24 protein-coding genes and 1 pseudogene are annotated in these 23,055 nt (G+C 39.9%); 9 read left to right on the top strand and 16 right to left on the bottom strand.

Annotation, left to right across the window (positions count from 1 at the left end):
- Positions 1-3 precede the first annotated feature (3 nt).
- Positions 4-363 (top strand): Lin0512 family protein, encoded by a 360-nt coding sequence (locus ACZ427_RS17780; protein ID WP_461177973.1) that lies wholly within the window; start codon positions 4-6, stop codon positions 361-363.
- Between the two features lie 51 nt (positions 364-414).
- Here the strand turns inward: ACZ427_RS17780 and ACZ427_RS17775 are convergent, their stop codons facing one another.
- The gene (locus ACZ427_RS17775; protein ID WP_461177974.1) at positions 415-1,581 is read right to left on the bottom strand and encodes a TraB/GumN family protein; all 1,167 of its coding nucleotides are present in this window, start codon (positions 1,579-1,581) and stop codon (positions 415-417) included.
- A gap of 325 nt (positions 1,582-1,906) precedes the next feature.
- Between ACZ427_RS17775 and ACZ427_RS17770 the strand changes: the two genes are divergently transcribed.
- A complete protein-coding gene (locus ACZ427_RS17770; protein ID WP_461177975.1) occupies positions 1,907-2,452 on the top strand; it encodes a GNAT family N-acetyltransferase in 546 nt (181 codons plus the stop codon).
- Positions 2,453-2,455: 3 nt separating this feature from the next.
- Here the strand turns inward: ACZ427_RS17770 and ACZ427_RS17765 are convergent, their stop codons facing one another.
- Entirely contained in the window at positions 2,456-2,788 is a 333-nt protein-coding gene (locus ACZ427_RS17765; RefSeq protein WP_461177976.1) for a DUF3889 domain-containing protein, read from the bottom strand.
- A gap of 191 nt (positions 2,789-2,979) precedes the next feature.
- On the opposite strand from ACZ427_RS17765, the gene ACZ427_RS17760 reads away from it, so the two are divergent.
- The 3 genes from ACZ427_RS17760 to ACZ427_RS17750 all read left to right on the top strand — a co-directional run bounded on the left by ACZ427_RS17760 (position 2,980) and on the right by ACZ427_RS17750 (position 5,973).
- Positions 2,980-3,552 (top strand): histidine phosphatase family protein, encoded by a 573-nt coding sequence (locus tag ACZ427_RS17760; RefSeq protein WP_461177977.1) that lies wholly within the window; start codon positions 2,980-2,982, stop codon positions 3,550-3,552.
- A 514-nt stretch (positions 3,553-4,066) separates the two neighbouring features.
- On the top strand, positions 4,067-5,275 hold the full coding sequence (locus tag ACZ427_RS17755) for a CynX/NimT family MFS transporter (RefSeq protein WP_461177978.1): 1,209 nt from the start codon (positions 4,067-4,069) through the stop codon (positions 5,273-5,275).
- A gap of 29 nt (positions 5,276-5,304) precedes the next feature.
- On the top strand, positions 5,305-5,973 hold the full coding sequence (locus ACZ427_RS17750; protein ID WP_461177979.1) for an RluA family pseudouridine synthase: 669 nt from the start codon (positions 5,305-5,307) through the stop codon (positions 5,971-5,973).
- A 741-nt stretch (positions 5,974-6,714) separates the two neighbouring features.
- On the opposite strand, the gene ACZ427_RS17745 is transcribed toward ACZ427_RS17750, so the two are convergent.
- From ACZ427_RS17745 to ACZ427_RS17720, 6 genes and pseudogenes are all read right to left on the bottom strand, one after another.
- A complete protein-coding gene (locus ACZ427_RS17745) occupies positions 6,715-6,915 on the bottom strand; it encodes a hypothetical protein (protein ID WP_461177980.1) in 201 nt (66 codons plus the stop codon).
- A gap of 23 nt (positions 6,916-6,938) precedes the next feature.
- Positions 6,939-7,208 (bottom strand): hypothetical protein, encoded by a 270-nt coding sequence (locus ACZ427_RS17740; RefSeq protein WP_461177981.1) that lies wholly within the window; start codon positions 7,206-7,208, stop codon positions 6,939-6,941.
- A 236-nt stretch (positions 7,209-7,444) separates the two neighbouring features.
- A complete protein-coding gene (locus tag ACZ427_RS17735; protein WP_461178119.1) occupies positions 7,445-8,911 on the bottom strand; it encodes a DHA2 family efflux MFS transporter permease subunit in 1,467 nt (488 codons plus the stop codon).
- Between the two features lie 17 nt (positions 8,912-8,928).
- Complete coding sequence (locus ACZ427_RS17730) at positions 8,929-9,480, bottom strand: TetR/AcrR family transcriptional regulator (protein WP_461177982.1); 552 nt, start codon at positions 9,478-9,480, stop codon at positions 8,929-8,931.
- A 413-nt stretch (positions 9,481-9,893) separates the two neighbouring features.
- Positions 9,894-9,995: pseudogene (locus ACZ427_RS17725) on the bottom strand (cadmium resistance protein CadD); the annotation flags it as partial.
- A gap of 113 nt (positions 9,996-10,108) precedes the next feature.
- On the bottom strand, positions 10,109-10,405 hold the full coding sequence (locus ACZ427_RS17720; protein WP_461177983.1) for a 4a-hydroxytetrahydrobiopterin dehydratase: 297 nt from the start codon (positions 10,403-10,405) through the stop codon (positions 10,109-10,111).
- Positions 10,406-10,823: 418 nt separating this feature from the next.
- On the opposite strand from ACZ427_RS17720, the gene ACZ427_RS17715 reads away from it, so the two are divergent.
- Positions 10,824-11,207, top strand: a complete 384-nt coding sequence (locus ACZ427_RS17715; protein ID WP_461177984.1) for a DoxX family protein — start codon at positions 10,824-10,826, stop codon at positions 11,205-11,207.
- A gap of 941 nt (positions 11,208-12,148) precedes the next feature.
- Here the strand turns inward: ACZ427_RS17715 and ACZ427_RS17710 are convergent.
- The 6 genes from ACZ427_RS17710 to yycF all read right to left on the bottom strand — a co-directional run bounded on the left by ACZ427_RS17710 (position 12,149) and on the right by yycF (position 18,980).
- Positions 12,149-13,360 (bottom strand): S1C family serine protease, encoded by a 1,212-nt coding sequence (locus tag ACZ427_RS17710; protein WP_461177985.1) that lies wholly within the window; start codon positions 13,358-13,360, stop codon positions 12,149-12,151.
- Between the two features lie 75 nt (positions 13,361-13,435).
- The gene (locus tag ACZ427_RS17705; RefSeq protein WP_461177986.1) at positions 13,436-14,221 is read right to left on the bottom strand and encodes an MBL fold metallo-hydrolase; all 786 of its coding nucleotides are present in this window, start codon (positions 14,219-14,221) and stop codon (positions 13,436-13,438) included.
- On the bottom strand, positions 14,218-15,153 hold the full coding sequence (locus tag ACZ427_RS17700; protein ID WP_461177987.1) for a two-component system regulatory protein YycI: 936 nt from the start codon (positions 15,151-15,153) through the stop codon (positions 14,218-14,220). Before ACZ427_RS17700 ends, ACZ427_RS17705 begins: the two co-directional genes overlap by 4 nt.
- Positions 15,134-16,447 carry a YycH family regulatory protein gene (locus tag ACZ427_RS17695; RefSeq protein ID WP_461177988.1) on the bottom strand — a complete coding sequence of 438 codons (1,314 nt, stop codon included), beginning with the start codon at positions 16,445-16,447 and terminating at the stop codon, positions 15,134-15,136. The genes ACZ427_RS17700 and ACZ427_RS17695 overlap by 20 nt, the downstream gene beginning before the upstream one ends.
- Positions 16,447-18,273 (bottom strand): cell wall metabolism sensor histidine kinase WalK, encoded by a 1,827-nt coding sequence (gene walK / locus ACZ427_RS17690; RefSeq protein ID WP_461177989.1) that lies wholly within the window; start codon positions 18,271-18,273, stop codon positions 16,447-16,449. The genes ACZ427_RS17695 and walK overlap by 1 nt, the downstream gene beginning before the upstream one ends.
- Positions 18,274-18,278: 5 nt before the next feature.
- Positions 18,279-18,980, bottom strand: a complete 702-nt coding sequence (gene yycF / locus ACZ427_RS17685; RefSeq protein WP_461177990.1) for a response regulator YycF — start codon at positions 18,978-18,980, stop codon at positions 18,279-18,281.
- Between the two features lie 172 nt (positions 18,981-19,152).
- Between yycF and ACZ427_RS17680 the strand changes: the two genes are divergently transcribed.
- Positions 19,153-19,686 carry a hypothetical protein gene (locus ACZ427_RS17680; RefSeq protein WP_464883472.1) on the top strand — a complete coding sequence of 178 codons (534 nt, stop codon included), beginning with the start codon at positions 19,153-19,155 and terminating at the stop codon, positions 19,684-19,686.
- A gap of 253 nt (positions 19,687-19,939) precedes the next feature.
- Positions 19,940-20,353, top strand: coding sequence for a nuclear transport factor 2 family protein (locus ACZ427_RS17675; RefSeq protein ID WP_464883471.1), 414 nt, complete (start codon positions 19,940-19,942; stop codon positions 20,351-20,353).
- Between the two features lie 48 nt (positions 20,354-20,401).
- Here ACZ427_RS17675 and ACZ427_RS17670 read toward each other — a convergent pair whose 3' ends face one another.
- Entirely contained in the window at positions 20,402-20,830 is a 429-nt protein-coding gene (locus tag ACZ427_RS17670; protein WP_461177993.1) for a MarR family winged helix-turn-helix transcriptional regulator, read from the bottom strand.
- A gap of 142 nt (positions 20,831-20,972) precedes the next feature.
- Here ACZ427_RS17670 and ACZ427_RS17665 point away from each other — a divergent pair, with 142 nt between their 5' ends.
- A complete protein-coding gene (locus ACZ427_RS17665; RefSeq protein ID WP_461177994.1) occupies positions 20,973-21,473 on the top strand; it encodes a CarD family transcriptional regulator in 501 nt (166 codons plus the stop codon).
- 172 nt (positions 21,474-21,645) lie between these two features.
- Here the strand turns inward: ACZ427_RS17665 and ACZ427_RS17660 are convergent, their stop codons facing one another.
- Positions 21,646-22,935, bottom strand: a complete 1,290-nt coding sequence (locus ACZ427_RS17660; RefSeq protein ID WP_461177995.1) for an adenylosuccinate synthase — start codon at positions 22,933-22,935, stop codon at positions 21,646-21,648.
- Positions 22,936-23,055: the final 120 nt, after the last annotated feature.

Raw genomic sequence — 23,055 nt, 5'->3', positions numbered from 1 at the left:
AAAATGAATCAAGTACTATTTGTCCAAACAGGAACAGGTATAGACGTACACGGACAGGATATTACGAAAGCAGCTGTTCGTGCCACAGAGAATTCGATTTGGTACAACTCCATGCCAGGCATCGAGAAAGTTCTGCCAGATCAGAACTTGAATAATATGAAAGTAAATGTAAGGGTTGCCGTACCACTTGATCGCGATAAGATCGATATGGAAAAGATAAAAGAAGTGATTCCGTATGGGGAAGTGACCGTAGATGTTACCGAAGGCGGAATGGCAACATCAAGCGGAATTATTTTAGAAGACAAGAAGGATGAAAATGACCTGATGTATATCGTCAATGCAGCAGTTGAAGTAGGATATTAATTACAGATAAACGAAAGCCTCTCTTATTGGACAGAGAGGCTTCTTTTTTGTTTATAAATTTTGGAAAAATAAACGGATAACGTCCGCACCGCCAATAAATGTCCCTAATGAACTTCCGACATTCGCCAGGACAACAACAAGCAAAATTCGGGTTACTTTATTATTCCAGAACCCTTTTACGCTAAAGACGTCCTCGGTCAGTTTTTCAAAATCGCCAACATTCGGGCGTTTGATATAGGCCTGCATCAGCCCCGCAAACCAGCCTGCTGCAATCAGTGGATTCAGGGAGGTTATTGGTGCAACAACAAAGGCTGTGAGTACGGTCAATGGATGACCGAGTGCAGCAATTGCGCCGATAGCTGAAAAGGATCCGTTCCATAACACCCAGCTGATCGTCTGCTGCATTCCCGCAGATGGATTTGCATAGAACGTATATGCGATAATAGCGAGAATGATAATGGGAATCGACCAGGCAATGACCTTAGGCGCTTTTGATTTCTTTGGTACCTGTGACAGTCGTTTTAAATCATGATCCTGGTGAATTTGCTCGGTGATACCCGGCACATGGGCAGCCCCTAAAACAGCCACCACTTTATTTCCAGGTGCTGTTTTTATTTTTTGGGAAAGGTATTGATCACGTTCATCAATCAATGGCTTTTTCAATCTTGGGAAGCTTACGGTAAACTCATGAAGCATCGCATTCAGCGTATCCTCTGATTTCATCTGCTCCAATTCTTCTTCGGAAATGGTTTCCTTACTGAAAATGCCACCAATCACCTGCATTAAAAGCATGGCCTTTCCCTTCAGCCCGATATTTCGCCAAATCCTTGAAAAGGTCGTTTGAATATTTCTGTCAGCCAAAACGAGCTCGGCATCGGCTTCTTTCGCTGATTCGATTCCCTGAATCATCTCCTGACCCGGGCTGATGCCAAATTGCTTAGCCATCCGGTTTTGGAAAGAGGAGATTGCAAGGTTCATAAGAAGCAATGTTGCCTTCTTTTCTCTGATTACCTTGAAAATGTCCATATCCTTCCATTTGTTATCCTCCATGATGGAATTATAGCGGCCTTCATCTAATTCGATACAAACCGAATCCGGGCTTTCTGCTTCAATTACTTCCTTTACCTGCTGGGCACTGTCTCTTGATACATGTGCCGTTCCAATAAGAATCAGTTCTTTATCATCTATATGTATTCGGGTAATATTCTCTTCAGCCATGTGGTACCTTCCTTATCCCATCCAAATTAATTAACTTCCATCATTATACATCATTCCAGGGAGCAACCGTTAATCAGAGGGTACTTTAAGATTTGAATGTTGTAGAACTTATCCAGTATAAGATTCCCTGTTACGCTTATGAAAATACGTATAAAAGAATGAGTAGATAGGGATGTCAATCAATCATCGTTTCACCAGCTTTTTAAAAGAAAAGGCGTCTGAGACGGTCTCTTTTTATATCGAATAACAGTGATTCTATTTCTTCAGACGATGAATATGGTATTATATTTACAACATAAATAAAGTTGGAAGAGGGGGAGATCCCATGTGGTTACTTGAGGTCGATGAGGAAATCGTCTTGAAGGTTCTTGACGTAAAGGATGCGGAAGAGCTATTCCGTTTAACCGATGCTTCTAGGGAGTACTTGCGGGAATGGCTGCCATGGGTTGATGGGACAACAACCGTGGATGACTCCCGTGGATTCATTGAACATCAAATTAAACTGTTTGAAGATAAGAAAGGGCTGACATGTGGCATTTTCTATCATGGAAAACTTGTCGGTACTGCGGGATTTAATGCTTTTGACTGGACCAATCAAATTGGATATGTCGGCTATTGGCTCGCCCATGACGCACAAGGGCGTGGAATCATGACAAGAGTTTGTCATGCCATCACGCATTATGCCTTTCATGCGCTGGAGCTGAATAAAGTGGACATTCGTGCAGCCCATGAAAATAAAAAAAGCCGGGCTATCCCAGAGAGGCTCGGCTTTATGAAGGAAGGACAGATCCGCCAGGGGGAATGGCTGTATGATCATTATGTGGACCATGTGATTTATGGCATGCTGAAACAGGACTGGGGCAGCCGTTAATAGTTAACGATCGGTTTCCTCAAAAGAGATATGAAGAACCTCTTCTGTTTCCAGGTTAAATTCCACATTTACAAAAACACCAAATTCCTGGCTATCTTTTTTTAGCCATAACTTAAATTTTTCAATGGTGGCGTCATCCTGTGATTCTCTGCCCATATGGAGATAATCAATGACATCTGCATCCGGATACTTTGATATGGTTTCCTTTATCGCAATTCTGCTCCATTTTGCATAGGCCGGGGGTTCATTTTGCGCGATGGCACTGTTTTGCACTGGAAGTTGAACAATACTTACCGTTAAAAGTAACATGCTAAAAGCCAAGACGAATCGTTTCATCTGCATATCCTCCTTTGTCATAGGATGTGCAATGCGTTTTATTTTATAACAAGGCTGCCGATATAGTGCGACGTAACATACCGCTGCGGAAATACACTTCGCTTTCCGCGGGCTCGCAGGTACGTCGCATTTTATATCAACTACCGGGTTAATGAACAACAAAATTTTAACATTATGAGGAGGGTGCCAACATGACAACAATTTGCCTCGTCAGACACGGGGAGACGGACTGGAATTTTTATGGAAAACTCCAGGGGAAAACGGATATTCCTTTAAATGATACGGGTATCATACAAGCAGAGGAAACCGGAAAATTTTTAAATGCTTCCGATTATGATGTGATCATCGCAAGCCCACTGAAACGGGCAAAACGTACGGCGGAAATCATTAATACTTATTTAGATTTACCATTTGCTGTGATGGAGGATTTTGCAGAGCGGTCCTTTGGTGATGCAGAGGGAATGATGTTGGAAGAAAGAAAAACGCAATACCCGGATAAACGCTATCCCAATCAGGAGAAAGTTGAGGATTTCCACAGCCGGGTAATGGCTGGTATTGATAAAATTACAATCGAGCATCCGGACAAGAGGGTATTGCTTGTCGCTCATGGTGCTGTCATCAATGCCATTCTATCCATCATTTCCAATGGAAAAATTGGTTCTGGTAAGACAAAACTGATGAATGCCTGCATCAGCAACATTCATTTTCAGCAGGATCAATGGAATGTGAAGAATTACAATCAGATTGAGCATTTGTCATTCTGATTTCGAGATGATAACTCCGCTGCAGTACTTCAGTGGCGGAGCTTTTGTCATCTTATTAATTTTCGGATTAGGTAATTCGAAATGAGTTTCTTCATCTGCTGTAAATTCATATTTCATTAGAAAACTTGGTATTCGCTATAGGTTAGGCTAAAGCTCATAAGCCCGCACTTATGCAGTAAGAAAGTTTTATACTTTCTTACTGCAAATAAAGATATCTGCTTCGTCTACCCTAGATGTACAGACAAGATGTCCTTTAACTTCCTGACCTGGTTGAAGTTCCTCATCACCTTCAGTGAAAAATTCGTCATTCGAGACTTCTCCACCTGTCTCGTCCTCTGTTGCAAAATTTCATTTTTGTGTCAAAAGCAACAAATTGATAGGGCGAGCATTCGTCGTGCCAATCTTTTGGAAAAGAAATAAGCCCATATAAGCATATTCCATACGTGGGGTCGTTTGAACTTTCCAAATTTCAGCGTTAAACTAAACAAATACATGAAAGGAAGTTTGAAAAATAATGGTAGAGTCCTTAGATGCTGCAGAAAGAAAAAATAAAGATATGGGCAAATTTTTATTAATTCTCGGCATACTATTATTCGCTTCTAACTTACGTGCTCCATTAACATCCGTTGGCTCGTTAGTTCCTGTTATTCGTGATAGTTTAGGAGTAAGTAACGCAGTAGTGGGAATCATTACGACATTACCACTACTCGCTTTCGCATTTGTTTCTCCGTTTTCACCAAAAGTAGCCAATCGCTTCGGAATGGAAAAGACAATTTTCTTCTCGATGATTATACTTTTAATTGGAATTATTATGCGTTCCATTACTGGTGTAGGAACCTTGTTTATCGGTACTGCTTTAATTGGGATTGCAATTTCTTTTGGGAATGTTCTATTACCAGGTTATATTAAAATGAGCTTCCCACTTAAAATTGGTTTAATGACAGGTCTTTATGCCGTTTTTATGAATATATTTGGTGGGTTAGCAGCAGGATTTAGTGTGCCACTATCAAATATAGGAAATTTTGGGTGGCAAGGGGCGTTAGGGGCCTGGGCAATTTTAGTTATTATTGCGATCTTTTTTTGGTTTCCACAGTTGGCAAATCCACAGGAATTACCGAAACCCGATGTGGATAATACAAGAAAGAAAACAAATATGTGGACGTCTTTTACAGCTTGGCAAGTGACCATTTTCATGGGCTTCCAATCGCTCATGTTTTATACGATGCTGACATGGTTACCGGAAATTTTACAATTAAATGGGTATTCTTCGAGTGAAGCAGGCTGGATGCTGTCTTTGATGCAATTCTCTCTTATTCCTTTAACATTTCTCATGCCGGTTATTGCGGATAAAATGAACAATCAAAAAGTATTAGGTGCAATTACAGGGATTATTTTCATGGTAGGTATAGCAGGTTTACTCAGTGGCCATCCTGGTTTGATTATTATTTCAGTTATCATGATGGGAATTGGATGTGGAAGCGGATTTAGTTTATCGATGATGTTTTTTACATTACGAACGAAAGATGGATATGAAGCAGCAGAATTATCAGGAATGGCACAGTCATTCGGTTACTTACTTGCTGCACTTGGACCCGTATTATTTGGTGGGTTACACGACGTAACAGGAAGCTGGACTGCTCCGTTACTGATGTTATTAATTATTTCCATCGTTCTTCTTATTGCCGGGTGGCTTGGTGGCAGACCGGTAACAATAAATGAATAATAAAAAATGGAAAAAAGGAGTTTATATATATGGATGTTCCTATTCTTTATGAGGACAATCATCTACTTTTCGTGGAAAAGCCGGTGAATGTACCTGTCCAGGGAGATCGTACGAATGATCAGGATTTACTCTCTTATTTAAAGGAAGATTTGAAAATCCGCTATCAGAAACCTGGCAATGTTTATCTTGGACTTGTCCATCGATTGGACCGGCCTGTTGGGGGCGTGATGGTGTTTTCGAAAACATCAAAATCAGCATCCCGTCTTTCCGATGTCATTCGTAGAAATGCAGTAGAAAAAAGATATTTAGCGGTCGTACGGGGAAAGCCTCAGAAAAATCGTGATGTATTGGAAGATTACCTGATAAAAGACCGCAGCCAGAATATCGTTTATACCACACAACCCAATCGTAAAGATGCAAAGAAAGCAGTATTGGAATATGAAGTAATTGGAAGTAAGAAGGGCTTAAGCCTGCTATCAATCCGGCTTCACACAGGAAGGCCACATCAAATACGAGTCCAGCTTTCCTCCCGAAATTGTCCGCTTTATGGAGATCAAAAGTATGGCAAGAAAGTCAATCAACCTGGACAGCAAATTGCCCTATGGTCACAAATGCTTGCTTTTGCACATCCAACGAAAAAAGAAGAAATTAAAATACAATCCCAACCACCAAATGAATATCCGTGGAATCTTTGGTAAATCATGAAGGAGCTAAAAGAATTCGGGAAAATCTAAGGATGAGTGACTGAATGAAGGTTCCTCCTCTGCATTCGGTCAGTCATTATCTTGATGAGTGACTGAATGACGGCTTTTCCTCTGCATTCGGTCGGTCATTACCTCGATGAGTGACTGAATGACGGCTTTTCTTCTGCATTCGGTCATTCATCAACCCGATGAGTGACCGAATAACGGCTTTTCTTCTGCGTTCGGTCGGTCATCAACCCGATGAGTGACTGAATGACGGCTTATCCTCTTCTTTCTGTCGTTCATCAACCCGATGAGTGACTGAATGACGATTTATCCTCTTCTTTCGGTCGGTCATCAACCCGATGAGTGACCGAATGACGATTTATCCTCTTCTTTCGGTCGGTCATCAACCCGATGAGTGACTGAATGATGGCTTTTCCTTTTCATTCGGTCGGTCATCAGCCCGATGAGTGACCGAATAACAGCTCTTCTTCTGCATTCGGTCAGTCATCACTTCGATGAGTGACTGAATGACGGCTTTTCTTCTGCATTCGGTCGTTCATTACCTTGATGAGTGACTGAATGACAGCTTTTCTTCTGCATTCGGTCATTCATCAACCCGATGAGTGACCGAATAATAGCTTTTCCTCTTCTTTCGGTCGTTCATCTCCTCGCTATTTCTTATGTTATTTGATATTTTCTCCACGCTAAGTGAACCACTTAGAAAAATCTCTAATCCTTTTCCTTTATATTTTATGATCCATGATTTCCACGTCGATCTCTTGCTTTTGGAAATAGCTTATACCCAATCAAACCACCGATGAAGGCAGCCAGTCCTGCAACAATGATTGATGTGAGGGAACTGGTATCAGGAAAAAAGAACTCCGTAATGAAAATTATTATTCCAACAAAGAAACCGGTAAATAAAGCCCAATCGATGTTTTTAATTTTCATATGCATTCACCTTCTTTAGAAACTCATCTATTCGTTTTGTTATTGCTGTTGTTTTTTGTGATTTTTTTCGGAATGAAATAAGCAATGGTGGCAGAAAGAAAAGCAATAGACAATGTTAGTAAGAAAGAGCTGCCACTACCTTTTATCACAACTTCCTGAGATAAATCAGCACTCCTATTCCAGGCCTCTGATATATCTGGAGTATATGTTAACGTAAGAAACATTCCAGATAAAACCTGGAATAATGAAAATAGTAATATGAAGCTTATGGCAAAAATAATATATTTCTTCATTGTTAAAACCCCCTTGTATTTTCTACGTTTATTACTGCGTAAAGTTTCACTGGGTTATGCGTTTATTGAAGGTTGACTAATTCTTTAACTAGCTTCAGAGCTTTATCAGATTCCTTTGAAAGCACTGTGTTTTTCAGATGTGATGAGGTAGAAAAATTAAAAGCAGCAACGATCATCATTAAAACATCAATAATGAACGTTGCTGCCGAGAGTTAAATTAGAGTCTATATAAATACTTACGCTTCAATCTTTGTTGCTTCCACCGTTGTCTCTGATTCTTCTGTTTTCACAACAGATTCAGTGCTACTTCTTACAAAGAAAGAACATATCAATCCAACTACTGAAATTCCTGTAATGAAGTAGAAGGCATATTGTATTCCAGCAGCCATTACTTCAGATTGAGCAGCATCTGGAGCACCAGCTACAAAACTGTTTTGGCCAGCTGTAAATACAGTAATAGCAATTGCAGTACCTGCCGCCCCAGCGACTTGGTTCAATGTATTCATTGCCGCAGATCCATCTGCATATAACTCAGGTGGCAATTGATTCAGACCATTTGTCTGGGATGGCATTGTCGTCATGGTTAATCCAACAAATAAAAGCATAAACGATGCAACGATTTGCCAAGCAGGAGTCGTTGCAGAAATAACTGTGACAAAACTTATATTTGCAAGCAGTACCAGGATGAAACCAATGATTACGAAATAACGCGGCCCCCATTTATCAAATAAAGAACCGACAATCGGTGACAGAATAAAATTGATTGCATTACCTGGGAGTAATAATAAACCAGCCACCATAGCACTAAATAATAGAGCACCTTTTAAGTAAAGTGGCAATAAAATAGCCGTTGATAAAATGATTAAAATACTAAGAAACATAATCAAAGTTCCTAACGCAAACATCGGATATTTAAAGACACGTAAATTAACCATAGGTTCTTTCATTGTCAATTGACGGGCTCCAAATAGAATGAGTCCAACAACTCCTACAAGTAATGGTCCCCATACTAAAGGAGATGAGAAGGGCTCTTCTGCCATTGTACTTAAAGCATAAATTAATCCTCCAAAACCAATGGTTGATAAAAGAATAGATGAAATATCGATTTTAGGCTTTGTAATTTCCGAAACATTCTCAATTTTAATTAGTGCATACAAAGACAATAAGACATAAAAAATAGCACTAAACCAAAAAATATAGGACCAGCCTAGTGTACTGATAATGACACCGGAAAGTGTTGGCCCTATCGCTGGAGCTGTTGTAATAACCAGACCCATAATCCCCATTACCATTCCGCGCTTATGAACCGGGAAAATGAGTAAAACAACACTAAGCATAACAGGTAATAAAATACCCGTTCCAAGTGCTTGAACGATACGACCTGCTAATAACATAGGAAAACTTAAAGACAACGCTGCTAAAATTGCTCCCAACAGCGAAAGAATCAGCCCTCCTAAAACTAATTGTCTCGTCGAAAACCATTTCATTAAAAGTGCTGAGATCGGTACTAAAATTGCTAATGTTAATAGATAACCTGTAGTTAGCCACTGCGCTTTAGCTGCGTTGATTGAAAATTGTTCCATAACTTCTGTTAATGCCATATTTAAAGCTGTTTCACCAAATAATCCAATAAAGGCACCTAACATTAAGATAAATGCCATAGACTTTGGACTTTTTACTTGAACTTTCGATTCCATAATAATCCCCTTTTTCCTTAAGGTTAAACCAGTCGTTGTAATACTTCAGGAATTACTGTCAGAGGTTCACTGGTTTGTTTCGTTAAACAAAGGATAATAGCCCCTTCAATAGAAGCCACCATCATGAGCGAAATGGAGTTGGCTGTTTCCTTCGAATAACCCTCTTCCAATAACTTATTTAATATAATTCCTTGAATCTTTGTATAAAGATTTGAACAGGCTCTTCGCACTGGTTCACTTACTGTTGCCATTTCACTGACCATGCTGTTAAACGTATGACCAGTAATTGTACCTTCACGGTGAAAATCAGCTACTAATTTCTCTATCATAGCCTGTGTAGCTTCTAACGTAGTTGAATATTTTTTGAAGGTAACCGCAATGTCCGTCGTGATCGCTTCCTCCATAGACTGAAGGCAAGTGATCAGTAATTCTTCTTTTCCATTCGGAAAATGGTGATAAAGGGATCCCTTTGTAATGTTACATTTTCTTAGGATTTCATTTAATCCTACTCCCTTATATCCCTTTTTCTGAAATAGCGCTGTCGCATTTTCAATTATCAGCGATTTAGTATTCATTTCCGTGGTACACCCCCCATACCAACCAGTTTGTTTATATTAACAAAAAAACTCTATAAATTTCTAGTCTTTTTTGTAAATCTTTTTTATTATGTGTGCAGTGAAAGCGTTCCCCACTTGATTAAATTTAAAAAAGGAACCATATTAACAAGGTTGTAAACGCCAACATAAAAGAAAAAGGAAGGGTGCTAATTTTTTGCTTAGCTCCCTTCCTATAACGTCTCCATTTAGGCTCGTTTTATAAATGTTGTTGTCTTTATCCTCATGGTTGACTGCGATTACACGCCACGGAAATACACTACGCTTGATAGAGCTTTGCCCGTCCAATCTTTTAGAAAACAGCCATCCATTAACATCCTGATATCAAAGAATGAATGGCACCATTCTCAAACATAATGTAAATCTCCAGCAATCTTAATCCAAACTTTAATACCCAGGTAAAGTGAAAATAATCCAAACAATTCTAGAACCCATTATTGAGGAATTAATTCCTCAACGCCGAGGACAACTAATAGCCTTAATCAAATATAACCCTATATAATATAAGAGAATCCCCCTTACTAAAAGTAAGAGGGATTTCATCATTTCCCGGGAAATATCGACATAATCTGCACAGTATTTTCGGATATTATTTTTCTACTTGTTCATACAAAAGATCAAAATGCTTTACCATTTCAAAGTCCAGATCTGTTAATCCTTTCGCCTGCCAGGATGATATCTTTAATGTGACTACCTTATAGTCAATGGAAATAAACGGATGATGCTGTTTACTCTCGGCATATTCCGCTATCTTATCCACATAGTGTATACCTGCCAGGTAATTTTTAAAACGATATTTACGTTCGATCCACTTTTCATCCATTCGCTTCCAATCAGGTAAACCATCCAACTCTTTGGCAATTTGTTCTTCATTTAATCGTTCCATTTTCAACCTCCTTTTAGTAGTTTCTCCATGGATTTCCTTTTAGTATGTTAAGTAGCAATTATATGAAAATTCTTTACTTACACACAGACTATCCACATCTGTGGATAACTTTTATTTTCATTTTCTTCTGTCCGCTGTTTCGTCCATCATAACTCATTAGATTGAAATTGTTAAGTTTCAATAGCTCCTATGCAAAATTGTTAACAAAAGCTCTGTTCTAGTCAAAAGCCGTAGAAGAGATTCCTTTTTTGCATTTATAAATTATGCAAATCGTAAATAATCCGCACTCCTTTTCACGACTGCTATAGATTAAAGCAGAGGGCTTGGCAATCCAATTTGAATGTTTTTTAAAAGCTTGTCAAGGTTGGCAGATGGCTTGCATATATATGAGATATAAATAACCTGGGGGTATTTCTTCATGCGGATGAATATGAACATGACGCGATGGATTTGCTATGCTGTTGGATATGTGTTTATTGCATCAGGAATTATGAAACTGCTTGTCAGTGATTTTAAAGAGACTTTTTACAATCTCGGGCTGCCTTTTCCGGAAACAACCTTATTTCTTGTTGCCATCATTGAGATAGGATGTGGCGCACTGATCATCGGCAGGATGTATGTCAGACAGGCAGTAGCTCCCCTCATCTTTATCATGCTCGGTGCACTCTACTTTGCAAAAATTCCTATTCTAATGAGTGAAGGGTTTTTACCATTTGCCTTTGAGGCCAGACTGGATATCGTTATGATTATTTTATTATTACTGATTTGGCAGCAGGTTCGTGGACGGGCTGTGCATGAATAAAGAATAAACTGTTAGCAATCAGTGGATAATTGGTGGATTTCTGGAAAATCATCCACTTATCCACATTATTATGCACATATGCACAAATGTTCTCCGTTATTTGGTATAGAAATTTATGTTCTATACAATATCTTGATTTCCATACACAAAACTATACACAGGTTGTGCATAACTTTACGCAAATTGTGGATTAATTGGTGGTAATTCCCTTTTTCTTTATGGATTGAACGGTAAGTTTGATAGAACGATTTAGTATGGAAATTATTCAAACCAAGATTATACCTTTTTATGATTGACTCTTTTGGTAAATTTTGTTGCTCTTTAACATCACAGTTGATATATAATACGACATAAAATCAATGGTAGTTGGTGTCCATAACCGCTACGGAAATACACTACGCGCACCTTAGGGCTCGCGCTGAGCCTCCTCGCTCACAAAGAACGTTCGCTGTGGGGTCTCAACGTCTTCATGTATTTCCTTCGCTGGTTAGATGCTTTGCTACTTCATCAAAACACTAATATTGCTTAATTATATAACAAACATAGCCATGCACTCTTATGATGGTTGATTGAAGCGGAGGACCGTTGACTCCTGCGGGAAAAGCAACAGCTGAAGATCCCGCAGGAAGTGGTTTTTGCTTCCGAGGAAGCTGAAGCGTTGCCCGCGGAAAGCAACGGTCCGCAGCGGAGATCAACCCAGCAGTTACGTCGTCTTTTATATCTTTTATGTCAAAACCAACAAGTCTTTTTGATGGGATGAGTAATCGCAATCCCAAATCATTTCGATGGGACGAGTAATCGCAGCCCCATATCTTTTAGAGAACAGCTTTCTAGTTAAATTAGCTGTCTTCATTATAGATGGTGGCGGCATGCGCTTAACCGCCATGTTGGCTTAACTGCCAAAAAAGGCTATCCTCCATCAAAGAAGATAGCCCTCATTTTTATTGTGATCCCAACTCTATTGTTGTTTCCATTTGCTCACCATCACGGTAATAGGTAACTGCAACCTCATCGCCAATTTCTTTCTGCTGATATAGAATTTTTCTTAAATCAATCATGTTCGCTATTGGCTCACCATCAAGTTCTGTAATGACATCCAGTTGTTCCATGCCTGCCTCGTCAGCTGGAGATAATCTTTCTACACTCCAGACATAAACACCGGCCTCTACCTCGTTTGGCAAGTTCAACGTGCTTTGCCATTCGGATTGTGGCACTTCATCCAGTGAATAAATTTCTACACCTATAAATGGACGGGTTACTTCGCCTGTCTCTTCCAGCTCCTGTACAATCGGCATGGCTATGTCTACTGGAATGGCGAATCCAAGTCCCTCAACAGCTGCTTCATTTATTTTCATCGAATTAATTCCGATTAGTTGTCCAGATATATTAATGAGTGCTCCTCCACTGTTTCCCGGGTTGATTGCTGCATCTGTCTGGATGACTTCAGCCTGCCAATCGGCCCGTCCATCCATATTATAGTCCTGTGGAATGGTACGTTGGGTTCCACTGATCACGCCCTGTGTAACCGAACTGGAAAACATAAGGCCTAAGGGGTTCCCAATTGCAATCGCCGGTTCACCCACCTTTACATTATCCGAGGCCCCTATTTCGATAACCTGTTCCACTTCTGACCCATCCATCCGCAAGACAGCCAAGTCAGAGAACAGGTCCCCACCGACGATTTCTGCTTCAATTCGCGTTTCATCAGCCAAAACAACCTCAACGGTGTCAGCACCATCAACCACATGCTGATTTGTAACAACATGGGCTACTCCATCTTCATTCTTATATACTACTCCAGATCCTTCGCCAGCTTGATTTTCCCCCTGCTGTTGCTGCCAGAAATCGCCTCCGCTTTGCAGATTAATCACGCCGACAACTGCCGGAGTGACTTCTTCCACAATTTCCGTTATCTCGGTGGTCACATCAACCGTCACCGACGTATTGACAGTGCCGTCTCCATTATTCTCTTCTGTTTGGATATTAGCTTCGTCTGACCCTATCTGTGCTGTATTGTTTGAATCCATGAAATTAGGAATGACAATGATAGCTAAAATGACGCCAATCATGATTCCTGCAAAAAGCGCGGCGCCCCGGCCACGCCGCTTCTTTCGGTGTGGGTTTGGTGGGTAATGCTGATTATAGTATCCCATCTGCTCTATCCCTTCATTTATTAGTTCATTTTGTATAGTATTTCCTTCCTACCTATAAAAATAAACAAAAAATGTTTACCCAACTTCATATAATGCCGTTGGAGATTTTGGATCGGTATCGAATAAATCAAGTTTGATTCCACGCTCGCGCAGTACATTGTCCACAGACATGCGGGCCAGTTCCTTCATATTATTATCCATACTTAAATGAGCCAGATAAATCCGCTTCGTACGATTCGTAATAATATCTGCAAGGGCAAGGCCACTGTCCTCATTGGAAACATGCCCGGAATCGCCTAATATCCGGCGCTTCACATTCCATGGATAACGGCCCATGCGGAGCATTTCCACATCATGGTTTGCTTCAAAAATATATGCATCGGCATCCTCAACTGTCTTTTTTATTCGTTCGGAAACATAGCCAAGATCTGTTACAAGTGCTATTTTCCTCCCATCATGTCGAAACGTGTAAAACATCGGCTCCGCGGCATCATGGGAAACACCAAATGATTCGATATCCATATCGCCAAATGTTTTCACTTCTTCCATGCCAAAATGAAATTTCTGATCCAATGTAATTTTCCCGATTGAATTTTCCATTGCCTTCCATGTTTTATCATTGGCATAGATAGGCAGATTATACTTCCTTGCAATAATCCCCAGTCCTTTAATATGATCACTATGCTCATGGGTCACTAAAATCCCCGACAACTGTGACGGATCTATTTGTATTTCCGAAAATAACCGGTCCATCTGCTTCCCGCTCAGTCCGGCATCTACAAGAAATTTTTCCTGTGCTGATTCGATATAAAATGCATTTCCGGTACTCCCGGATGCTAATACACTAAAACGTAATGTCATTGAGACTCACTCCGATTTTCCTCTCCTAGCTTTTGATTCAATATCTGTAATACCGGTTCCTTTATCTCATTCTCATCATTTAATGCACTGATATTGGTAATACTGTTCATGATCGATTCTTCATAAAATTCTTTTTCATCCTGTGGGGACGGAAGACCTTCAAGTGCATTGAACAGGTAGTTACGTTCTTCACTATCATTTTCCACCGTAATGTTATAGGTTGGAGCAAATACCTGATCACCATCAGGTAATGGCATCCTTGTCATATATCCGATATCCACATGTGTGACTTCATCTCCGGAGTACAATTCGTTCCAATCCAATAGAACCTCAATCGCCTGTCTTGGCTGTTTCACCGATCTGTTACTGGTTTGTGTTTCCGCCTCACCAAGCATTGTTTGTGTGTAGAAGATCATCTCATTTTCTTCATTTAAAAAAACAAGTAATACTGCACTCTGATTAAAGTAGACAGGACGGTCATTTTTTTGCTGGAAAAAGATAAGAGCATTCAATTCCTCATCCCATTCCCAAAACTCATATTCCTCCGGATATAGAAGATAAGGGCCGACAATGGAATAGATACCCTGAGCTGTCGCATCTTCTGGAACTGACACAGGATCTTCTAAATAGGATACGAGAAAATTATCGGCAATTACAGCAGATTCCTGATTTTCCAAATTACTAATCTGATTGCGTTCCTCTTCGGTGAATGTTTTTGGTTTTACCGAAATATAAGGTTCTTCTTTCTCTTCCATATCTATGTCACCAACGGTAATATTCTCCGCTTCCAGCCTGTCCTCAATCGATGCTTCCTGATTCTCCAGCACTTCTAAGTCTGTAACATCCTGTTTCTGCATGAATTGGTATAATAAATAAACATTCAGCACAAGGAAACAGAGGATAAACAGGGTTTTAATTTTGCTCCATTGCATCCTCAGATCCCCCTTCTTCCAGTGTAATTTCCACCCAGGTTCCTTCATAATTCATATACCAGGTGGGCTCAAGCAATACAGAAGGGTTTACCGACTCGTACGTCTGATATATTAATTTATAACCATGTTTAATATCCTGGATGTTTTCCAAATTGTAAGTGGAACTGTTCAAATAAGAAATGATTTCATTACCTGAAGGCAATACCATTTCATCACCACTCACAGAATCGGAATAATTTAAACTGAATAATGGCCTGCGATATTGATGCAGCCCCATATTCCTCCATTCCTGTTCAATCATGGCCAGACCGGAACTGTTAAAAACAGGGTATTCTTTATAGTACATTTGGTAGCGAACAGTGTTACTCAGTGATTCCATATTCAGAAATCTGTAATCGTCCGTCCACCCTCTATGGTCATTGATACTTAAAATACTATTGTCCAGCAATTCGACTTCAGGCATCTGTTGAAAGCTTTCTGAAGTTGGATTGTAAAATTCCATGTTTCTGCCATACTGATAAGCGCGCATTCCTCGCTGCTCATCATTATAATAAGTATCGCCATTATTAAAATTCCGGTTTACTAAAGAAGGATCATCAAATAGCGCATATACCATTGTATTTGCTTCAATCGTGTTAACAACCAATGAGTGCTGCTGGGCAGTCTTTGACTGCTTTGGAATATAGATTGCCGATTCACCCTCGTCAAATTGAACAAACGCACTCAGGTCGTCCAGTGTGTAAATATAGTTCCATAATGTTTCATAATTATTGGGATTACTAATGACTGCATTTGCCTGTTGTTGCCCATCAACCGATATAATTTGAACATTTAATGATGAGGTTTGTTCATTAAACGTAAAATACATACGATCAAAGGACCAGCTCGGAAATTCTATATCACCATCATCCAATGAAAAGAGACTGCTTAATAACTCTAAAGGAAGGTCATCAGGGAAAATAACCTCCACTTCGTAGGTCTGAGCATTTCGTCCGCTCGCTTCACCTGTTGTAAAATCATCCATTTCCCATGTTTGCATATTATTATACAAATCTTCGCGGTCCCCCGGTTCCGTAAAACCGAAGTGATTTTCATTCCCATGGAAAATAATGGACGATGGTGAAATGACACTCCGTTTTTCTTCCTCTTCTCCACCTATATCTGCTTCTCTTACTTGCACAGAGCTGTTTAATGTATCATAATCTGGCTGATAGGTCCATAATCCGAAACTAAGCAATAGGCTGATTCCAATTAAAATGATCAATACAAAGGATTTTATATTTTCCAGATTCATTACACACCCCTCCGCTTCTGCTTCATAAGCGGAAGTGTAAAGAGAACAGTCGTCCCTTTACCTTCTTTACTCGTTGCCCAAATTTTCCCATGATGGGCCTCCACTAATTCTTTGGAGATAGCCAGACCGAGTCCTGTTCCCCCAAGCTTTCTTGTTCTTGCTTTATCCGCTCTGTAAAAGCGTTCAAAGACTTTTTCCACCTTATCATAACTGATGCCCATACCTTCGTCCTGAACACTGACAAGCAGATGATGTTTCTTGTTTTCTACTTTCAAGCGGATGTTCCCACCTTCAGGAGAGTATTTAATCGCATTAGAAATAACGTTATCCAGCACCTGTGTCATTTTATCTTTGTCCATCCATACATGATAGCTGCCCTTTGGTAATTCTCTTATAAGGGTAATATGTTCCGGAATATTCATATCAAAGCGGTCAATAACCTGATGGAAATATGGAACAAATTCTGTTTTTTCCTTTTGCAGAGGATATTCCTCGGCATCCATTTTTGATAACTGAAGAAGATCGTTGACCATGCGTATCATCCGATCCGTTTCGGTTTGCGCAACCCCTAAAAATCTCGGGGCAATCTCTTTATCCTGCCATGCACCATCTGTTAATGCTTCAATATAACTTTTCATTGTTGTCAGTGGTGTTCGCAGTTCATGCGAAACATTGGAAACGAATTCGCGGCGGTCCTGCTCTGCCTTTTCCTGCTCTGTCACATCACTAATAACGGAAATAAAGCCTGTAATTTCATCTTTTTCATCGATGATTGTAGAAAAATTCGCCCGAACTAGGAAAAACTCATCCTCACTAAAATCAATAATCATAGATCCGCTATCCTGTAACTCGGTAATATCCACGACTTTTTCTTCCAGCTGTAATACATCGATTAAAAAATCACCGGTAATATCATCCGGATTTTGCCCGATCAATCTTCCCGCAGCATCATTCATTAACGTAATTGCTCCAGTATTGTCTGTTGCAATTACCCCATCAGACATATTGGATAATACCGAACTGAGCTTAAACTGTTCTTCTTCAATTGTCGCATAGGAATGTTTCAGTCTTGAGTTCAAATCATTGAATGTTGTTGCGAGCAGGCCAATCTCATCTCTACTGTATACATTAACTTTTTGGGTAAAGTCCCCTTTTGCCATCGTTTGTGCCTGGCTTCGCATTTCAGAAATTGGTTTTGTAATCGTTCGTGCTACAATGATTCCAATAACCGCGGAAACAATAATTGCCAAAATGGAACCCTGTATAAAGATGTCATTAATATCCTGCATCTGACTGTATACACCTTCAAGAGATGCCTGCAGATAAATAACGCCTATAACATTTTCTTCGTTATCAAATATCGGCTCTGCCAGCACACGCACCCGGTTACCAGTCTGCGGGTCTACTTCGGTATTTTTCTGTTGGCTGTCAAAGAACAGAACATCTTGTACCATGTCCCTGGTTGTTTTTTTTCCTAAAGCCCCCTGATTAAACGAATCAGTGGTTCCTAAGATACGACTTTGATTATTTACCACTTCAAGTGTTGCTATACCCGTGGTTTCCACATCATTGACAATACCCTGGATTTCCTCTTGAAGTGTTGGTTCATCTTCACTTTCTGTTCGTTCCTTATTAAATGCCTGCTCCAGATTATAGCTCAGCAACTCAACACGATCATTAATGGACCTGTCAAAGTTCTCCAGCAGCTCTGCTTCCAATTCATTTGTGAAAAATGATCCAATAACTTGAACGGCTACAAGCAACAGCAAGATATAAATAATCGTAAATTTTAACTGTATCGATCGAAAAAAACCAACTTTATTCATTGCACCTACTCCTGCTCAGGGTTACGTAAATAATATCCTACTCCTCTGCGGGTCACAATCCACATTGGGTTACTAGGATTCTCCTCAATTTTTTCACGAAGTCTGCGTACAGTTACATCCACTGTACGAACATCCCCAAAATAATCATAGCCCCATACGGTTTCAAGTAAATGTTCCCTTGTCATTACTTGTCCAATATGACGTGCTAAATAATGCAATAACTCAAATTCCCTATGGGTCAGTTCAATTTCAGCACCATTTCTTGATACGACATAGGCATCCGGGTGAATAACCAATGCTCCAATAACGATATCCTTCGTTTGTTTCACCGTATCGTCCGGTACCTGCTGTCTGCGCAGATTTGCTTTCACTCGGGCAATCAATTCCCGATTACTGAATGGCTTTGTCACATAGTCATCCGCACCGAGTTCAAGCCCCAGTACTTTATCAATTTCCGAATCCTTTGCCGTCAACATAATGATCGGCATGACTTGTGTTTTTCGGATCTCACGGCAAACTTCATTCCCGTCTCTTCCCGGCAGCATGATATCCAATAAAATTAAATCAGGTGTTTCAGATTCAGCAAGTTCTATTGCTGTATCTCCATCATTTGCTACAACAACCTGGTACCCTTCCTTTTCCAGATTGAATTGTAATATATCTGCAATTGGCTGTTCATCATCTACTACTAATATCTTCTGACTCATAAATTGCCACATCCTTTTTCCAATTAATGAAAATTCAGGTTTTATTTTTAAGTTATAGAAAACTAGATTCCTCCAACCATTTTACCGTACTTTTGCTTAAAAGTCTCGGGTTGACGTTACATCCATTGAATCGGATGCAGTGGAGAGGGTGATGGTTTGTGGGATTCGGGTGATGCCTTCTGGCTTGGGGGTGATGTTTTTCATGATTCGGGTGATGATCACTGGCTTGGGGGCGATGGTTGGCTGGATTCAGGTGATGATCGCTGGCCTGGGGACGATGGTTTTCGTGATTCGGGTGATGACCACTGGCCAGGGGGCGATGGTTTTCATGATTCGGGTGATGCTCGCTGGCCCGGGGGCGATGTTCTCCATGATTCAGGTGATGATCACTAGCTCGAAGGCGATGTTTGCATTGATTCGGGTGATGCCCACTGGCACGGAGGTGATGTTTTTCATGATTCAGGCGATGATCACGCCAGAGGCGATGAACTCTAGCCCAGGGGTGATGTTTTTCGTGATTCGGGTGATGATCACTAGCCCGGGGGCGATGTTCTCCATGATTCGGGTGATGATCACTAGCCCGGGGGCGATGTTTGGATGGATTCGGGTGATGACCACTGGCCCGGGGGGCGATGTTCTCCATGATTCAGGCGATGACCACTGCCGCAGGAGCGATGTTCTCCAAGATTCGGGTGATGATCACTAGCTCGAAGGCGATGTTTGCATAGATTCAGGCGATGAACTCTAGCCCGCAGGCGATAATCACTGCCGCAAAGGCGAGAGAACGACCTGTAAATGAAACTTTTATATCGCATTAATCGTATGAATGGAATATAGATAATTGGGTAAATAATGCATTATAGGCAGGGTTTACCGGGGATAGCATAGATGGATTGTATAAACATTTTAGGGAAAAGCTTGTACATTAATATAAAAAAGATTGTTACGGGAGGTTGGAAATGGTGAATATATCTAATTCAGAAAGCGAAGGCATAAAAATCATCTGTCGTGAAGATTGTGGCAACTCGCCCAGAAAAAAGCTACTTCAGGAATTCAACATAGCTTTTGTGAAAAACGATACCGACTTTATAATTAATCATATCGCTGATGATATTAACTGGAATATGATTGGTGATAAAATGATCCATGGAAATAAACAATTCAACGATATGATGAAACAAATGGAAGATAGAAAAATAAATGAGATACATATCAAAAATATTATAACCCATGGCAAAACTGCAGCAGTTAATGGCTCCCTGGATGTAGAAGGCATGGGAAATTATGATTTTTGTGACATATACAATTTTTCAAGTGCAGGAAAAAACTCAAAAATAAAAGAAATTACCTCCTATATCATCAAAGAATCTTAAGCATGTGAGCTGTTTTGCAGCTCTTTTTCTTTTATAGTTAATGGTTCGTTATAATCCCCAATCCGTTTTCAGGATATCTTTAAGAAGCTGTAATTGTTCATGTCCAATATTATCAGCGATTTTTTTCTCCAGCTCTGCTTTCAATGCTTCATTTTTTTCATAACATGCTTCTCCTAATTCGGTTAATTGTATGCATTTGTCCTTTTTATTGTTTTTCATATTACTAATTTCAACTAATCCCTTACCCTCGAGGTTTTTAATGAATTTATGCGTTGCCTGTCTGGAAATGTCTACATTTTTTGAAACATACGCGATGGTAGGTTGTTTTTTATAAATTCTTGCCATAATGAACCACTCGGAATTTGATAACTTCATATTACTTCTGTCATTCCACAAATTCTCTGTTACTTTCCGAAGCTCTAAATGACGCTCACTCAACACATCAATTAAATCCAACTCTTTTAATTCAACACTCAACCAATTCACCCCTATCCACTTTTTTCGATAATTACTATACAAAAACTGATGCCCGTTGTCAATTAAGTTGACATTTTTGTTAGAAAGGGGTATACTTGTATTGTAAACCGAGTTGACAATTTATTAATTGGAGGCACACCGAATGTTTAATGTTGGAGATTTGATTATTTATTCTACACATGGCTTATGTGAAATTGATGACATTTGTGAGAAAACCTATAATGATGTCACAAGGACGTATTATGTGATGCATCCGGTTGAAGATTCAAGATTAACGATAAGCACTCCTGTAGATAGTAATCAGGCAGTAATGCGGACGATTATGGATAAAGCGGATGCGGAGAGGATAGTACAATCCTTCCAGGAACCTGGTGTTCAATGGATAGAGGATGCAAGACAGCGGAATAAAAAATATAATAGTCTTGTAAATACAGGAGATCGTAAGGAAATTTCCAAAGTTGTAAATACATTAATGAGGAAGGAACAAGAAGTTTATAAAAACAAACTTAAAATGCAAATTCAGGATCGGAAGCTTTTAACTAGTATACAAAGCATCATGTTCAAAGAATTAGCTGTTTCCATGGATACTTCCTTTGAAAAAATATCTGATAAGATCAACAGCATGATCAAAAAAACAGCGTAGCTTTCAGTTTAAAATTTATTCAGTAAAGGTCCAGTTCAACTTTGATCTGGGATTTTTTATATACAAAGTAGGCTCTTGTACGAAAAGACCCTTACACAAAAACGCCTGGTTTTTTAAACCCAGGCGTTTTTGTATGCTAATTTTCTCCATGGTTCCTTACAGCTTTTAAAAATTAATTGCTGTATACACTGCGTACAACATTTGTCTGTGAACGATCCGGACCAACGGAAAAAATGGATAATGGAATTTCGGTCAATTGAGAAATGCGCTCAAGATAATGACGTGCATTTGGAGGGAGATCTCCCAAATCTTTTGCACCAGTAATATCTTCTGTCCAGCCAGGCATTTCTTCATAAACAGGTTCACATTCCGCCAAAACGGAAAGACTTGCAGGGAATTCGTTCATGATTTCCCCTTTGTAACGATAAGCTGTACAGATCTTCAATGTTTCAATTCCAGTTAAAACGTCAATGGAATTCAGTGACAGGTCTGTAATCCCGCTCACACGGCGCGCATGGCGGACAACGACACTATCGAACCAGCCGACACGACGTGGCCTCCCTGTTGTTGTTCCATACTCACGTCCAACTTCGCGAATCTGATCACCAATTTCGTCATGAAGTTCAGTTGGGAATGGACCATCACCGACACGGGTTGTATAAGCTTTTGATACACCAACAACATGCTTAATTTTTGACGGGCCGACACCTGCACCAATCGTCACACCACCGGCAATCGGATTGGATGATGTTACAAATGGATAGGTCCCCTGGTCGATATCCAGCATGACACCCTGTGCGCCTTCAAATAGAACACGACGTCCATCTTCCAATGCATCATTTAAGACGACTGAAGTATCACATACATATTTCGCCAGCTGCTGACCATATTCATAATACTCTTCCAGGATATCTTCCACCTGAATTGAATCCACTTCATATACTTTTTCAAACAGACGGTTTTTCTCTTTTAAATTTTGTTCCAATTTTTCACGAAATGCTTCTTTATCCATCAGATCAGCAATACGGATACCGCTTCTTGCCGCTTTATCCATGTAAGCAGGGCCGATTCCTTTTTTTGTTGTGCCGATTTTATTATCGCCTTTATCTTCTTCCTGTAAAATATCCAATTTTAAGTGGTATGGCAGGATAACGTGTGCACGATTACTGATACGCAGGTTATCTGTTGATACATTGCGTTCATGCAGATAAGCAATTTCTTCTACAAATGCTTTTGGATCAATCACCATGCCATTACCTAACACACAGATTTTATCATCAAAAAATATTCCGGATGGGATCAAATGCAATTTATATGTCACATCGTCAAACTTGATTGTATGCCCCGCATTGTTTCCACCCTGATAACGGGCAACCACTTCGGCATTCTGTGATAGAAAGTCGGTTATTTTCCCTTTCCCTTCATCGCCCCACTGTGTTCCAACTACGACTACTGAGGACATAGCGCACCTCCACTAAGTAATTAATTATCAATATATGTTATTTATTATTTCCAAAAGTAAGTTTATCAATAATCAAGGAAGAAGTCAATCTGAAATACGAACAATAGTTAAATATTATTA

This window comes from Virgibacillus ainsalahensis (assembly GCF_055380755.1).
Note: the sequence above shows the minus strand (reverse complement) of the source record. Positions and strands in the feature narration are given on the sequence as shown.